Source organism: Helicobacter heilmannii, from assembly GCF_001283065.1.
GTDB classification, from domain to species: Bacteria; Campylobacterota; Campylobacteria; order Campylobacterales; family Helicobacteraceae; genus Helicobacter; species Helicobacter heilmannii.
Genome location: NZ_CDMK01000002.1, coordinates 131,049 through 148,134 on the forward strand (window position 1 = coordinate 131,049; position 17,086 = coordinate 148,134).

Consider the following 17,086-nt stretch of genomic DNA (forward strand, 5'->3'; position numbering starts at 1 on the left):
GATGGGGATGGGGCAACAACCCAATATGTTTGCCAACCAAGCCCCCGGAGCCAACCCTAGCCTGCCCTCAACGCCCACGAGCAATCCCAATAGTTACAACACCCCGCAGTCAGGCGACACACTTTGCGTAGGCCCCAACTGCCCTTAACCCTGTCTTGAGCATGAAACATTAGAAAGGACATCATTAACATGAAAAGTAGAAAAAAAAAGACTTTTAAAACGACCTTGAGTTTGGCTCTCGGAGTGGCTTTTGGGTTAGTGCCCTCTTTGGATGCGACCGAAGTGAATGTGGTCAACATGGTCGACTCCATTAGCGGCATCTTAGGGGGCAACTATAACCTCAATGGCTCCGGCGTGTTTAGCGGCCCCGCTAACGCCTCCTGGGGCAACGCCAGCCTTGGCAGCATCACCAATCCTAGTGGCGTGGCCCCCTCTTTTGGCAACGGCTCTCTCAACAACCCTAGCGTAACCACGAATAATCTCTATGGCAGCAGCGGGTTACTCAATAGCTACATCGGAGATCTCCCTAGTAGCCTTACAGGCAGCCCCAGCACGGATCAACTAGGCATTTATAGCCTCTCAGCCGTCAATAGCCTAATGCAAGCTTTGCAGGGCAACGCCACAGCCGCCTACGGCGCGCGCACCGCCTTTGGGGGCGTGGGAGCCAATAACAACATTTTGGATCCCAACACCGCCATCACCAACAATTACTTTAGCATCTCTAATCAAGGATCTGGCAACAAGGCGAGTGTAACGGGCAATTTGAATGCCAGCCAAATTGGCTCTACTTACACAACAAGCCAGGTGAATGCCCTAGCCGGTGGGGTGTACACAAACATCACACAGCTCACCAGCGCGATCAACACCCTTGATCAAAACAACCTCACAAGCGGTTCCTTTGCGACTTATAGCGCGGACTTGAGCACCGCTTTGGGCAATTTGAGCTCTTTGGGCGGGCAGTTTGTGAGCGCAAGTTCGGGCTTAAGCAGCGCGCTCTCAGGGCTAGCTTCGGTGATCAGCTCTGCATCTGGCTACTCTTTGATCACCAACGCCACCGGATCTGATGGCGCCACCACCTACACTGTAGCAGACGGGGTACTCAACACCTTAAGCGCCATTAACCAACTCAACACCGACATCTCCGGAGGGATTGCCACCAACGCGACCACGTTGAACTCCAATTATGTCACCGTGATGCAAGAGCTCGGCGGTGCCAATGTGGTCCAAAACCTTCAGATCATCGCCAATGGCGTGCTCAACACGCCTTTAACCGATGTAACCAATTCCAACGCTGCCAGCACCCCCACCGCTGTGGCTAATCTCAACGCTGTCCTCAGCACTTTAAGCAGCATGAGCGGCGCGCAAACGGCCGCCCAGGTCCAAGCCGCCCTGCAAGGTCTAGTGAACCCCAACACGGCCTACACCACTGCTGGCAATAAAATCAACAACACTGCGCCTATGGGCGATGGGTATGAGGCGGTTTATAACGCCTACACCGCTGTGGCGGGTGCGCTCACCAAACTCCAAACTGCCTTTGGCACTTCTAACTTGGGCGACACTTTGATTCGTGCCTTAGAGGTCAACCAGCTTTTAAGCACTGCGCAAAGCGGCGTAACAGCGAACACCAACCTTTCCGGTGCTTTTAGCGCAAGCAGTTCTTTTAGCTCCACCTCCATTGGAGCGGCCGGTCTTGGCCAGCTTTTCAATGCCTTCAACAACGGCTCTTCCTCGGATTATGGCACCTTAGACACCCTACTAGGCAAGTTGGCCAGTTATCTTAACACCAACAATGTCGACACGGCTGTGGGCACGACTTCCGATAACATCAAGGTCAATAACACCACCAGCGGCACGAGCAATTACCCCGTTACAGGCCCAGCTGACACCAGCACCACCACTTCTTGGATCACCCAGCGCGTGGCTAACCAAAGCAGCTATAACGCGGCTTACAACACCGCTTTAGGCGAACTCTTGGGCTATGCGATGAGTTACAACAAAAACAGCACCGCTTTGGGGGGCATGCTCTCTAGCTCTAGCCTGCTGGGCAATGTCTTGAGCCAGGGGATCAACAACGCCGCAGCCAATGTGATGTTTAACTCGGGTGCCACAGAGGCCACAAGCACTGCCGATGCCCTCAACGGCCAAGCCAACACTCTAAACAGCCTCAAGGCGATCTTCAACTCCGAAGACCTGCTCAACGAATATGTGGGCGCGATCACGCAGAATTATTCGCGCTCTCCGGCTAATGTGCAACAATCCCAAGCCAGCGCGCTGAGCTATCTGTACAACGCCTTGAACGCGAGCGCGGCGCAAGATGGCTTGATCGCACAGACCAAAGAGGCGATCGCCAACGCTTTGAATAATAACTTCTTGGCTTCGAACTTGCCCGCAAGCGCACTGCAAACCATCGATGCGATGGGGCCTAAGATGTTTGAACCTGCCGCCACCAAAGCCCAAATTGCCGTGGGACTCACGAATCTTAACAGCGTGCTTAGCAATTTTACGACCACTAGAGATGCCAGCGCGATTGCTTCTTTAACCGCAGGCACTCTACCCGCTGTCTTTAGCAACATCCAAACAGCGCAGACCATCGCCAAAGAAGTCGCCATGATCAACAACATGACGGCGGGCACGAGTTTTAATTTAGCCAGCGTGCTTACCTCTATCTTAGGCACTAGCAGGCAAGGTATCAACACCGCGATTTCGACAACTTTAGACTCCGCTCCTGCTGGGGTTAAAAACGCGGTGGTCGAATTTTTGGGCTACCTGACAGGTGCCACGGCCACGGCCGCTGCCACTAGCCTTTCTGGACAAATTGGCACTTTGGTGGGTGCGCTTAACGCCGGTGTCGCCGGGCAAGCTGTCGCCTTTGGCACCGCAACTTCGTCTCAAATTAACGGGCTTTTGGGCACGGTTGCCAACATTGAATCGAGCATGAAAACCGTCGAGGCGGGCTTAAATATCAGCCAATTTACCGCCGCGAGTGCGGCCACTCAGGTGCTAGGCTACCTTAAAGAGCTGCCCACTTTGGCTCAAGAAATCGGGATGGCTACGGGAGTGAGCGCGCGCCAAAGCTTCTTAAACGGCACTTTGAGCGCCACTGATTTGAGCCAACAAATCCAAGCCCTCAAAGCCCAGATCGCTAGCTATGAAAACATGGGCACAAATAGCACCGGCAAGGCGGGCTTGGGTATCGGCCTCTCCTCAATGCTGGGCAGCTCCATTAGCTCTGTGCAAAATCTAGGCTTTGCCGATGCAGCCGTAAACACCCTCAAAACCCAGCTAGGCAATGCCTTGCCCTTGCTGGTCAATGGCACAGGGGCCAACAGCTCAAGCTTTAACATCGCGACCGTGCAGGGGCTCGTGGCGGATTTGAACAAAGCTGTGGGCACGCTTTATAGCGGCACCAATGGCAATCTGCTTTTCAATAATGGGGATGTGCAGACCACCAGCAATATGAACAACTACAGCACGACCGTGAGCCCCAACACCTTTGGGTTGGGTGGCGGGGGCGGCGTAGCCGCTAATACGCAAGGTGGCAACGAGCTCACCAACCTAAACAATCTCAACACCATCAATAGCCTGCTTTCCGGAGGGATTTTAACCTCTAATGCGATCAGCACCAGCTACAACGGGGCCTTTGGATCAGGGACTGGGTCTAATGTCGGCTTTGCGGGCAATATCGCCACAACAGCCAATCTTGGGAGTGGTTCTGATAAGACCGCTTACGCCGTGCTCACCGGCAATTACAACGCGGGCACCACTCTAACCTCTGTCATCAACGCTCTTTTGCCCATCGGTCAGCAACTGGCTAGTGGCACCATCAGCGCTGCGACGGCCAAAGCCGATGCCATCACGGCTTTAACGCCTCTGATCAGCACGCCCTCTACAAACGCCCAGTATGTTTGGGCGGCTTACGAGTCGGTGATGGGCTTAAATAGCGGGGGCACAAACTCTGTCTCTGGCCTTAACAATCTGCTCGCATCTAAGCAGAATTTGAGCACCGCTAGTGGGATCGCCCAAGTGCTCACCGATGCCAATAGCCTTGTCAACGCCAATAATGCCTTGGTCCCTAATGTCGGAGGCCTTGCCAGTGGTGCTAAAGTCTTGAGTGTGGGCAGTGGTGCGAATGTCATCAACACCGCGACCAATTTAAACAACGCCATCGCCGCAGCCACGGCTTTGGGCAATCTGCTTAAACAAATCAACCCCGCCGATTTGACAAACCCCGTCAGTGGGACTAGCACCGCTGTAACGAGTGCGGCCACCGTGATCAATGCGATCAACTCTTACAACCACAATGTGGCTTTGCTCAATAACCTCACCGATGGTAAGGGAGCGTCCATCGCTGGGGATGTGATCGCCTACCTGCAAGGCAACAGCGCTTACAACACCCTCACGGGCAAGTCTGTGGGCACTACGGCGATCAACAATCTACAAAATCTCTTGAATCGCTACGAATACTTGCAAGGCTTGCAAGCGAAAGTGAATGCGGCGATTGAAAACAACCCTTACGCTTTGGTCATGCAATCCAACCAAGTGCTTAAAAGCAATGGCTACCAAGCAGCCGCTAAGGCCTTAGTGAGCACAACCGGTAACGATACCGGCCTCTTTAATGTCGCCACCTCAAGCACGCTAAGCCCCGGGGCATCGACCACACTCGATCTCAACAACACCGCCTTCACCAACCTTTCGGCGACAGTGAGCAACGACATTACCAATGCCCAAACCTGGAATGCGTATTTTACTAATCTGAACACCAGCAATTCTATTTTAAGTGCGCCCGCTCTAGGAACAGGCACCCAGGCCATCGCCGATCTGAACAACATCGCCCATTCGATCTACAACTTGGCCGGCTACTTTAGCCCTGTGGGCGTGAGCGATAACAAAGTGGTGACCACCAATTTAAGCAGTGCCGTCAATGGCGCACTGGGGGCTTACAACGCGATCAGCACGGCTTTAAGTCAGCTTAATAGCACTAGCGCGCCTAATTTGAACCTAGCCTCTGGGGTGACCACCCTAGGTTTAAGTAACTTGACGACTGCAGGCGCGGGCAACGGGATGAACACCACCGCTGCGACGGGTTCTTCGGCAGATACGATCACCTTCTTGCAAGTGGCCCAAAGCATTGTGGACATCTCTAATATGCTCACCCCCGCAAGCGGGCAAACAAACGGGATTGTCAATAACCAGAGCGCGATCAGTGCCGTAACTACCGTGATGGGCGACACCACCGGTAGCGCTACCACTATCCAAGGCACCACCGGGCAATTAGCGGGTGTGTTCACCGGTATGACTAATCCTATTCCTAATAGCGTAACCGGTATTAATGGCACTGCTGTTAACACTCAAGGTACAAATGGCGCAGCCACTGGTGTTGCCCCCAATGCAGATGCTCTAAACACAGTGAATGATGTCTCTATCGCTGTGGTGGGGGGCATTGTCAAGGCCATTGAGAGCAATGCCACCCTTGCTGGGTTTTTGGCTGATCCTTCTAGCTTTAGCGCAGGTACGGGCAATGCTAATGTTACTGCCTTAGAAAATGCTATCCAACCTTTCGTGGGTGGAGATGTCAGCGCAGGCTCCGGTAATATTACTCAAGTTAACGATGCAAGTAAGGCTACAACTTTCCTCACGGCTCTAAATAAGCTTGTGGGTCCCGGGGGCGCGCTCCAAAGCCTCAACTCCCAATTTAAAGCCGGAGTGCGTGCGGCGGTGGCTAACTTCAACAGCCCTAACTTTGTCGCCAATGTAGACAAAATGCTAAACAACGCTTTGGATTGGAGCACCAACTACGCTAACGCCTTGCGCGCGGTTAAAAGTGGCGGGACTTTGGGAACTGCCAGCAGCGGTGCAATCGCTAGCGCAGCCACTTACAACGCGATCGCAAGCATTGTACAAAATGCCGATACCCTCTTTAACAGCACGGCGGCCAGTGGAGGCAGCAACTCCGGCGCGCTCGCCACCGCCACCCAAGCTCTAGCACAGTTTGCTTTAGACAACAGCATCAGCTCTAGCACCCCGGATGTGGCACCGATCCCCACAACTGCGGCCGGTGCGGCGAATTTGTCCCAATTGATGGCTTACTATCTAGGACAGGATATGGGCTTGTCTGCGAGCACTCTTTCTGACTTGAATGTGGCTTCTTTGGTCAGCCAGGCCACCCCTGCCCAGTTGGCCGCTGCAGCCACTCAGGTGTTAGCCAGCTCTCAGTTTAAAGACAGCACGGCCATGCAACAAAACTTGCTCAACACCACTCTAGGCAACATGTTAAGCCAAGCTCAAACCTACACCAATGCGGCCACGGGAGGCGTGGACAACAAAGCGGGCTTGAGCGGACTACTCAATGGCAAAACCACCATCGCCGATGTGCTCCAAACCGCCATCGCCAACGCAGCCAGCATGCACAATCTCAAAAGCATGCTTAACCCTGCTAACACCGATGGGGTGAGTGTGAGCAATGGGCAGTTGAGCAGCACGAGCATCAACACCATCAACAAGCTTTTGACAGCCATGAAAACAGAAAATGGCAGTTTGCCCACCATCAACACCAACACGCCTGTAGGCGCTGAGGCGCAGATGTTGATTGGCATGCTCGCCGCTAACAATGCCGCCACCAGTGCGCTAAGCGCGCTCTCTGCGACTGGTGGAGCCACTAACAACACCGCCCAAGCCTATTTCCAAAATGTCACCACCTTGATCAACGATCAAGCCACTTTGCTCTCTCGACAAACCTCCACGGTGATGCAACTGCTTACGGGCATGACACAGGCAGTGGCCGATTCGACCACCACGGACGCGCAGGCACAAAACGCCTTTGGCGCACTCAAGGCGGTTTATACGCAAATTGCCAGCCCCACCATCAACTACGACAGCGCGATGCATAACTTAGTCGGCGTGATCAACCAGCTACAAAGCCTCCAAGAAGCTTTGATCAACCAGTTAGCGGCTAACCAAGGCCAACCGGGCGTGAGTGGCGCGAGCGTGAGTGGCTTAGGCACTTTGCAAGCAGCCGTGTTAGCCGCAGAAGCAGAAAAAGGATTTTCTGGGACGGGTGCTACAGGTCAAATGAGCGCCCCACAAATCGCAGCGGCAACAAGCTTGCTTAACAAAATCCAAACAGCCCTCGCTTATGCAAAGGCAGCGCAGTTGAAAATGAGCCAAATGCTCGCCAGCCGCGGTATCATGACAGCTTATAGCGGATCGCGCATGCCCATGCAAACCATGAACTCCAACGGCAACATGTACGGCATCGATGTGCAGTTTGGTTATAAACAGTTCTTTGGCAAAAAGAAACGCTGGGGCTTGCGTTACTACGCCAGCTTTAGCTACCAACACGGCACTTTTATGAACAGCGATACCTATGCACTAGACAACTTTGTCTATGGGGCTGGGGTGGATGCGCTCTATAACTTCTACGAAAGTAAAGACGGCAAATACACCACTGGGTTGTTTGCAGGGCTCATGCTAGAGGGTTCAAGCTGGGGTGTGAAAGGCCAAAGCCGCTACACAGCCATGATGAATTATTACAATGCACATGGCGGCCATGCGGTCATGAACACCAGCTACTTCCAAATCCCCATCAATCTAGGGTTTAGGACCAACATCAACCGCCACAATGGTTTTGAGATCGGTCTAAGAATCCCCCTTGCCACCAACTACTACTTCAAGGGAGAATTGGACGGCACCAAACTCGACATTGCCTATAAGCGCAATGTGTCTGTGTTCTTCAACTATGTTTACAACTTCTAAGACTCTTGGGAGTTGTTAGGGCTTTTGGGGGGGCTTTTTTAAAACGGGGGGCTTGCCCTCTTAAGGGGCTTGCTTCTTTTTTACCTTTGCCCTTTAAATTGTTAGAATTTTAATGGCTTACCCCTTAAGGGCTTTGCTTTTTTCCCTTTCCCTTATCTTGTTTGGCTCCTCTTAAGGGGGTGGCTTCTTGTATCTAGTTGGCCTTGATTGTGCCCTTCATCCTACATTCTTAAAGCATCGTTTCTCTGTCTAGCGTTACTGTGCTAGAACCTTTGAGTTTCAATCCCCTTTGTGCTCTAAAGATTCTAAACCCATGCTTTCAAATGCCAAACTTGGCTTTAATAGCTTCTTTGGATCAGCTGCTAACTTAAAAAAGAATTGATCAAAGGCTTTTTAAGGTTTTTTGCGCTAGGGGAATCCTAAACTTCATCGCTTTAAGCAGTTTCCCACGCCATAGGGGGCATGCGTTGCTAATGCCTAAAAGGCGTAAAATTTCTTAAAGTTCTAGATGGGGCGTGCGCGCTGGCGTTTTAAGTTTTGGGCATTTGTTTAAAGTGGTTGTGGCCGCTAAAGGGGCTAGGTTTGGCTGTTAGCTTGTTTGCGCGTGTGCCCGGCCTTGCGGCCCCTTGCTTAAGCAGGGTTTTAAAACTCGTCTTTGTCCGTTTTCACGCCCACTTTTTTATCTTTGTAAAGCCCGGTGCCCACAGGGATCATGCGCCCCAGGACGACATTTTCTTTTAAATCTTCTAAGAAGTCCTTTTTCATCGCAATGCTCGCCTCTGTAAGCACTTTCGTGGTTTCCTGGAAGCTGGCCGCGGAGATGATGCTATCGCTGCCAATGGCCGCGCGGGTGATGCCAAGGAGCACGGGCTCGGCAATGGCCGGCTCGCCCTTGGTTTGCAAGACCTTTTGGTTCTCCTCTTTAAAGTGCTTTTTGCTCACCAAATCGCCCTCGATGAATTTTGTGTTCCCGCTGTCTAAAATGCGTACCTGACGCAACATTTGCGATACGATGATCTCGATGTGCTTGTCGGCAATATTCACCCCCTGGCGGCGATACACTTGCTGCACTTCGCTCACAATGTATTTATGCAACTCTTTTTCCCCACTGATGCGCAGGATATCGTGGCTGCTCACCACGCCATCGGTGATCGCTTCACCCGCGTGCACAAACTCATTAGGGTGCACCAAAATCTGCTTGCCCTTGTCGATGAAGTATTCGGCTCTGCGCCCATCGGCCGCCGTGATGCACACCCGCTCTTTATTGCGCATAGGCTTATCAAAGCTCACCTGCCCGTCAATTTCGCTTAAGATCGCTAAATCTTTGGGCTTGCTTTTGCGCGCCTCAAAGATGTCAGACACTCTAGGCAAGCCGCCCGTGATATCTTTAGATTTGGCGGTGGCTTTGGGGATTTTGGCGAGCACATCCGCGACCTCCACCTGAACCCCCTCGGCAATGGTGATGGAGGTTTTGGGCTCTAAGGGGTAGTGTATGGGCTCTTTATTGTGCGCCTCGATCATTAGGCTGGGTTTAAAGCCCGTGGGGATGTACTCATTCACCACCAAGGAGCGCACGCCCGTGTTCTCATCCTCGGTTTCAGTCACGCTCACCCCCGCCACAATGTCTATAAAGCGCACCACGCCGCCCATGTCGGCGATGATGGGCGTGTTGTAGGGGTCCCAGCTGGCGATGGTGTTTTTCGCGTCATGGCTGGGCTTGACTAAAAGGGTGTTGGCTTCTGTGGGGCTGTTGTCGTCCACCTGCACCAAAGAGTTGCGGGCGATGTAGTGGCGGATGGCCTCTTGGTCGTTTTCATCAGCGACCACCGCAAATAGCCCCTTTTCCTCCACAATGTCGCCCGCTTTAACGCCCCTGGCACGCTCTAAGTGATCGCCCACAAGGTGGTAGAACTTCACCACGCCCTTTTCTTTAGCGGTGATCTCTTGGGTGATCGGGTCGTTGTCTTGCACGGCGATCTCGCTGGCATAGGGGATGCGGTTAGGCACATTCCAGCCGTCTTTGATGATGTCGGCGATGCTGCCCCCCTCGTGCACCACATGCCCACTGCCATAGGGCAGATAGATTTTGCCCTCGATCTTCCCGCTCACACCGGCCAATTCGTTAGGTTTAGCCACATCGCTTTTACGCAAGACAAACTTCGCCTCTTGGGTTTCTCCCACCACGCTTAAAACCACCTCTTCATGGGCACTATCCACCTTCAGCACGCCATCAAAGGGGGCTTTAATCTTGGGCTCCACCACTAAAATCGCGGCGTTGCGGCGGTTGACGATGATGTTCTTGCCCTCTTTGTTTTGGTAGGTTTTGACATTGAAAAAGCGCACAAAGCCCTCATTGCTGGCGACAATCTCGCGCTCTTCTTGGCTTCGTGAGGCCGTGCCGCCCACGTGGAAGGTTCTTAGGGTTAATTGCGTGCCCGGCTCGCCGATGGACTGCGCCGCCACCACGCCCACGGCCTCGCCCGGCTTAACCATTTTGCCCTCGCCCAAATTCAAGCCGTAGCATTTAGCGCACACGCCTTTTTGGGCCTTACAGGTTACGGGGGTGCGGATGGTAACAGATTTGATCCCCGCCTCCACAATCCGTTTAGCTTTCTCTTCATCCACCATCGTGTCGGCATCGAGCAAGACTTCGTTGGTGAGCGGATCGATGATGTCCTCCACTAAAACCCGCCCAAAAATGCGCTCTTCTAGTGGCTCGATGAGCTCGCTACCCACCGTGATGTCGGTGATCTCAATGCCTTCATGCGTGCCGCAATCCTCTTGCACCACTTTGACATTTTGGGCGACATCGATGAGTTTGCGGGTGAGATAGCCGGCCGTGGCCGTTTTAAGCGCGGTGTCGGCTAACCCTTTGCGCGCCCCGTGCGTGGAGTTGAAGTACTCAAGCACATTCAAGCCCTCTTTAAAGTTAGAGATGATGGGCGTTTCAATGATCGAGCCATCAGGTTTGGTCATCAAGCCGCGCATCGCCGAGAGTTGGCGAATCTGGGCGGCTGAACCACGCGCGCCGCTATCGGCCATCATATAAATGGAGTTGAAGCCCTGCTTGTCGCTGGCAATCGCGGCCATCATCTCTTGACTCATCGCGTCATTGACCTCGGTCCAAATGTCGATGATTTTATTGTAGCGCTCTTGTTCGCTCAAGTGCCCGCCTTCAAACTGGGCTTGAATCGCCTTCACCCGCTCTTTGGCCGCCTCCACCATGCTGACTTTATTGGCCGGCGTGATGATGTCCTCCATAGAGATGGAGATGCCCGCTTTGGTGGCGTATCTAAAGCCTAGATTTTTGAGATTGTCTAGGAATTTGGCCGTTTGGCCAATGCCGCTCTCTTTGTAGACAAAGTCCACCAACGCCCCGATGTCCTTTTTCTTCAACACTTTGTTCCACAAGTGGGCGGGCACAAAGTCGGGCAAAATGGATTTGATCACCAGCCGGCCGGCGGTGGTTTGTAGGATATGCCGTTCTTGCAAAACCCGCACTTTGGCGTGCACGTCTAATTCTTTGGCATCCACAGCCATCAAGACCTCCGCCACGCTAGAAAAGAGTTTATGCTCGCCCAGCACGCCGCTTTTTTCTAAGGACAGGTAGTAAAGCCCTAGCACCATGTCCTGGCTAGGCACGGCCACCGCCTTACCACTGGCCGGCAGTAAAATATTCATAGAGCTTAACATCAAGACCTTGCACTCGGTGATCGCCTCTTGGCTTAGGGGCACATGCACGGCCATTTGATCGCCATCAAAGTCGGCGTTGAAAGCCGAGCACACCAGCGGGTGGAGTTGAATCGCCTTGCCATCGATGAGTTTGGGGTGGAAGGCTTGAATCGATTGTTTATGCAGCGTGGGGGCGCGGTTTAAGAGCACAGGATAGCCCTCCACGATTTCCTCCAAGCACTCCCAAACCTCATTGGTTTTTTGCTCGATCATGCGCTTGGCTTGTTTGAGCGTGGTGGCAAAGCCCTTTTCTTCCAACTTAGAGAGCAAATGGGGTTTAAAGAGTTCGAGCGCCATGTTTTTAGGCAAGCCGCATTGGTCCATGTTAAGATTGGGCCCCACCACAATCACGCTGCGGCCTGAGAAGTCCACCCGTTTGCCTAGCAAGTTTTGTCTAAAGCGGCCTTGTTTGCCCTTGATGATTTCAGAGAGCGATTTAAGCGGTCGTTTATTTGCACCTTTTACGGCGTTGGCATTCCTGCCATTGTCAAACAAGGCATCCACGGCCTCTTGGAGCATGCGTTTTTCATTGCGCACGATGATCTCAGGCGCGCCCAGCTCCATCAAGCGTTTTAAGCGTTGGTTGCGGTTGATCACGCGTCGATAAAGTTCATTGACATCGCTTACGGCAAATTTGCCTCCATCTAAAGCCACTAAAGGACGTAAATCGGGGGGCAGCACGGGCAGGGCGGTGAGCATCATCCACTCGGGGCGGTTGCCCGAATTGATGAAACTTTCCACGACTTTTAGGCGCTTCACCAATTTCTTTTTCTTGGCATCCGAGTTGGTGGTTTTCACTTCTTCTTTCAACGACTCGAGTAAGTTCACGAGGTCGAGCTCTTCTAAGAGCTCTTTGATCACCTCGCCACCCATTTGGGCGTTGAAGTCGGGATCGGAGTTGTGCCGTTGGATGCTCTGAAACTGCTCCTCGTTTAAGATGTCGTACTTCACCACGGGTTTGCTACCCTCGATGTCGTAACACGCCTGGGCGGGGTCTTTGACAATGTAGGCTTCATAGTAGAGCACGCGCTCTAAATCTTTCATTTTAATGCCTAGCAGCGTGCCTATGCGGCTAGGCAGGGAATTGACATACCAAATGTGCGCCACGGGCGTGGCTAGCTCAATGTGCCCCATTCTAAAAGAGCGCACTTTAGAGCTAGTGATCGCCACGCCGCATTTTTCACAAGTGCCGATGGTTTTGTAGCGGGGTTTTTTGTACTTGCCGCATAGACATTCGTAGTCTTTGGTGGGTCCAAAGATTTTCATACAAAAGAGCCCATCGCGCTCGGGTTTTAAGGTGCGGTAGTTGATGGTCTCTGGCTTTTTCACCTCCCCATAGCTCCACTCGCGAATTTTATCCGGGCTAGCAAGGGTGAGCTGGAAAGAGCTAAAGTCTTTGGGGCGATCGTCCTCTTTAATGACAATGGGTTTTGGCGCTCCATACTCATCCACTTCTTCATTAAAAATATTGACATCTAGAGCCAACGACTGCAATTCTTTAGTCAAAACATAAAAAGTTTCAGGAATTTCGCTCTCGCCCACATGCTCGCCTCTGGCGATGGCTCTATAGGCGTTCTCCCTGCCCTTGATGTCATCCGATTTGACGGTCAGCATTTCTTTAAGCGTGTGCGCCGCGCCGTAAGCCTCTAAAGCCCACACCTCCATTTCCCCAAAGCGCTGCCCGCCAAAAAGCGCCTTCCCGCCCACGGGCTGGTGGGTTACTAGAGAGTAAGGCCCTGTGCTTCTGGCGTGGACCTTTTCGTCCACAAGGTGGTGCAGTTTAAGCATGTACATATAGCCCACATTCACACGCTCTTTCATTTTTTCGCCCGTGCGGCCGTCAAACAGCTCGGTTTTGCCATCTAGATCGATTTTGGCGAGTGTGAAAAGCTGCATAAACTGCTCTTGGCTGATGCCCTCAAAGACGGGGATGGCAAATTTCACCCCGTGCTGCCAATCGCGTGCGTACTCTAAGAGTTGTTCATCGCTGCATTGCTCGAGCATGTGGGCTAGGTCGTGGTTATGGACATTGACCACATGGGCGATCTCGAGCATTTTAGCGCGCAACTTGGTGAGCATGTCCGCCGTGTGTGTGGCAAGCAGGGCTTGGATTTGTTTGCCTAGCTCCTTGCCCACCAGCCCCAAATGCACTTCTAAAATCTGCCCGATGTTCATGCGGCTTGGCACACCAAGGGGGTTTAGCACAATGTCGATGGGCTCGCCATCGGCGGTGTAGGGCATGTCGGCAATGGGTACGATGTTGGACACAATGCCCTTATTCCCGTGCCGCCCCGCCATTTTATCCCCCACTTTGAGCTTGCGCTTGGTGGCGATGTAAATTTTTACTTGCTTGATCACCCCATTGGGTAAAATGTCGTCTTTTTCTAGGATAGAGAGTTTTTTCTCATGGCTTTGGCCTAAAAGTTTCTTTTGCTCTAAAATATTGTTTTTGATCTGCTCGAAGCGGTTTTGCACCTCTTTACTGAATTTTTTAGACAAAGAGATCAAGCCAAAGCGGTTCGTACTCTCCACAACCTCCCTAGGGATGGTGCTGCCCTTGGGGTAGGTGATGTCGTTTAGGATCACCTCTTCTTCTAAGGGTTCTTGGGAGAAGATCGCGCTGATTTGCAAGGCTTCCTCTTTATCCAGCATTTTAAAATGCCTGTCGTGGCGATCGTCTAAAACCCATTTTTCCTCTTCATAGGCACTGGTCGCGCGCGCGTCTTTCTCATAGCCCTTCTTGGTGAAGATTTTCACACCGATCACCACGCCTTCAAGTGAGGGGGGGCAGTAGAGCGATTTATTCACCACATGCCCGGCCTTGTCTCCAAAGATGGCTCTAAGTAAGCGCTCTTCGGGCGTGCTCTTCATTTCACCCTTGGGAGAGACCTTACCCACTAAGATCATCCCCGCGCTCACATAAGTCCCGATTTTAACAATCCCCCCGCTATCTAGGTGGGCGACCTCCTCCTCTTTCACATCGGGGATGTCAGCGGTGAATTCCTCGATCCCATGTTTGAGCTCTCTAGCCTCGATCTCCTTTTCATAGATATGCACAGAGGTGAAGACATCGTCTTTAGTGATCTTTTCGCTCACCACGATCGCATCCTCAAAGTTGTAGCCATTCCAGGGCATGAACGCCACGCGGATGTTTTTGCCTAGGGCGAGCTCGCCTTGATCCATGCTTGGTCCATCGGCGATGATTTGCCCCTCTTCCACCACATCGCCCACTTTCACGATGGGCACTTGGTTAAAGCAGGTGTTTTGGTTGGTGCGCAAATTCTTTTGGAGTAAATAGGAGGTGATGTGTGGCCCCTTTTGGGGGTCTTTTTCCACGATGTAAATGTTTTCTGCATCCACTTCATCCACCACACCCCGATGTGCCGCCTTCACGCTCCCCCACGAGTCGCGCGCGATCACACTTTCAATACCTGTGCCCACAATAGGAGCTTCTGAGCGCAACAAAGGTACAGCTTGGCGCTGCATGTTGGTCCCCATCAAAGCACGGTTGGCATCGTCATGCTCTAAGAAGGGGATCAAAGAGGCGGCCACACCCACGAGGATGCGTGAGCTCAAATCCATGAGGGTAACTTTATGTTTTTCATTGAGCGCAATTTCCCCACCCACGCGCGTTTCGACCAAATCCTCTTGGATACGCCCCTGTGCGTCTAGAGCGGTGCTCGCCGGCGCGATGACATGCCCTTCTTCTTGGATAGCGGTGAGGTACTCCACCTCCTCGCCCACTTGCCCATCCACGACCTTTTTATAAGGGGCTTCAATGAAGCCCAGTTCATTCACCCTTGTGAAGGTGGAGAGGGTGTTGATGAGCCCAATGTTCTGCCCCTCTGGGGTTTCAATGGGGCAGATGCGCCCATAATGCGTGGGATGCACATCGCGCGCCTCAAAGCCCACGCGATCTTTCACCAAACCGCCCTCCCCTAGAGCCGATAAACGGCGTTTGTGCGTCACTTCTGATAGGGGGTTGGTTTGGTCCATAAACTGGGAGAGCTGCCCGCTCATGAAAAACTCTAAAATCGTGCTGGTGATCATTTTAGAGTTCACCAAGTCGTGAGGCATGAGCGCGTCCAGGTTGGTGTTCATGGTGGTGAGCTTGTCTTTGATGGTCTTTTGCATTTTCATCAGACCTTCGTGCAATTCGTTGGCCAAGAGTTCGCCCACCGCACGGATACGGCGGTTGCCTAAGTGGTCGCGATCATCGATGCGCCCCTGGGCATTTTTAATTTTGATGAGGTAGCGCACAGTTTCGATGATGTCCTCGTGGGTGAGCACCGTAACATAGTTAGGCACCTTTAAATGCAATTTGTGGTTCATTTTCATGCGCCCAACCATTGTCAAATCGTAGCGCTCAGGATCAAAGAAGAGTTGTTGCACATACTGCTGGGCAACTTCAGCCGTCACCGGATCGCCCGGGCGCATGACTTTATAAATGCGGATCGCCGCCAAAGCGTTTTCATCCTCCACCTTTTCGCTCTGTTTCAAGAGTTTTTGTGATTCGCTTTTAAGCGACTCGGCATCGGAGGTGAAGGATTTAATGATGGAAGCGTCATGGGCTAGGGCAAGGTCATTAGCAATGACAAATTCTTTAATGCCCGCTTCTTTGAGTTTGTCGAGTTTGGGCTGTTCTAAAAGGGTTAAAGCGTCAAAAAGAGTCTCTTTGTTTTTGTCTACAATGGGTTCTGCCAAATAACGGCTAAGCAGGATTTTTGTGGGGTATTCCACCCATTCCACCCCGCTCTCTCTAATTTCTTTGGCTTTTTTGGCGGTGAGCTTGCGGCTAGCGGCTAAGAGCAACCGCCCTTTTTCATCTTTCAGATCAAACTCTAAACGGCTATCCACCGCGATGCTCTCAAAGGGGATGAAGTAATGGTCCTCGTCTTTAGTGGGTTTGTAGCGTACTTTGAGTAGGGGGTAGAAAATGCGGATGATGTCTTGCTTGCTGTAGCCTAGGGCTCTAAATAAAATCGTGGCAGACACCTTGCGCCGTTTGTTGATGCGCACATGCAAGATGTCCTTAACATCGTATTCAAAGTACAGCCAAGAGCCACGATCGGGGATGATTTGCCCGGTGTAGATGAGTTTGTTCGCACTGGTGGTGGATTTTTCCTCTTTGAAGATCACCCCCGGGCTTCTGTGCAACTGGTTCACCACAACCCGCTCTACCCCATTGATGATGAAGGAGGTGCGATCCGTCATTAAGGGGATTTCGCGGATAAAAATACTCTGTTCTTTGATGTCTTTGGGGGCTAATTTTTCGCCCGTTTTGAGGTCTTTCTCCCAAAGGATCAAGCGGATTTTGATTTTCAAATAAACCGAATAGGTGATGCCCCGCTCCATCGCCTCTCTTACGGTGTATTTAGGTTCGCCGTATTCACAGCCCCCGTACTCTAGCGTGATGCGGTTTTGGCTGTCATGGATGGGAAAAACCGATTTAAACACCCGCTCGATCCCGCTCTCTCTGCCCTCTTTAGCGTATAAAAACGCCTCGTAGCTGTCCTTTTGCAAGAGCAAGAGATTAGGTACAGGCAAGTCTTGGGGCATTTTTGTAAAATCTGCACGCAACCGATTTCTTAAAGTTTTCATG

Annotated in this window: 2 protein-coding genes; one reads left to right on the plus strand and one right to left on the minus strand. The window is 52.2% G+C overall.

All coding sequences use genetic code 11. From position 1 onward, the window contains the following. Positions 1-189 precede the first annotated feature (189 nt). Positions 190-7,752: an outer membrane protein gene (locus tag AOG36_RS09050; RefSeq protein WP_053825623.1), complete on the plus strand. Its 7,563-nt coding sequence runs from the start codon at positions 190-192 to the stop codon at positions 7,750-7,752. A 642-nt stretch (positions 7,753-8,394) separates the two neighbouring features. On the opposite strand, the gene AOG36_RS04805 is transcribed toward AOG36_RS09050, so the two are convergent. Then, positions 8,395-17,085: a DNA-directed RNA polymerase subunit beta/beta' gene (locus tag AOG36_RS04805; protein ID WP_053825624.1), complete on the minus strand. Its 8,691-nt coding sequence runs from the start codon at positions 17,083-17,085 to the stop codon at positions 8,395-8,397. Position 17,086: the final 1 nt, after the last annotated feature.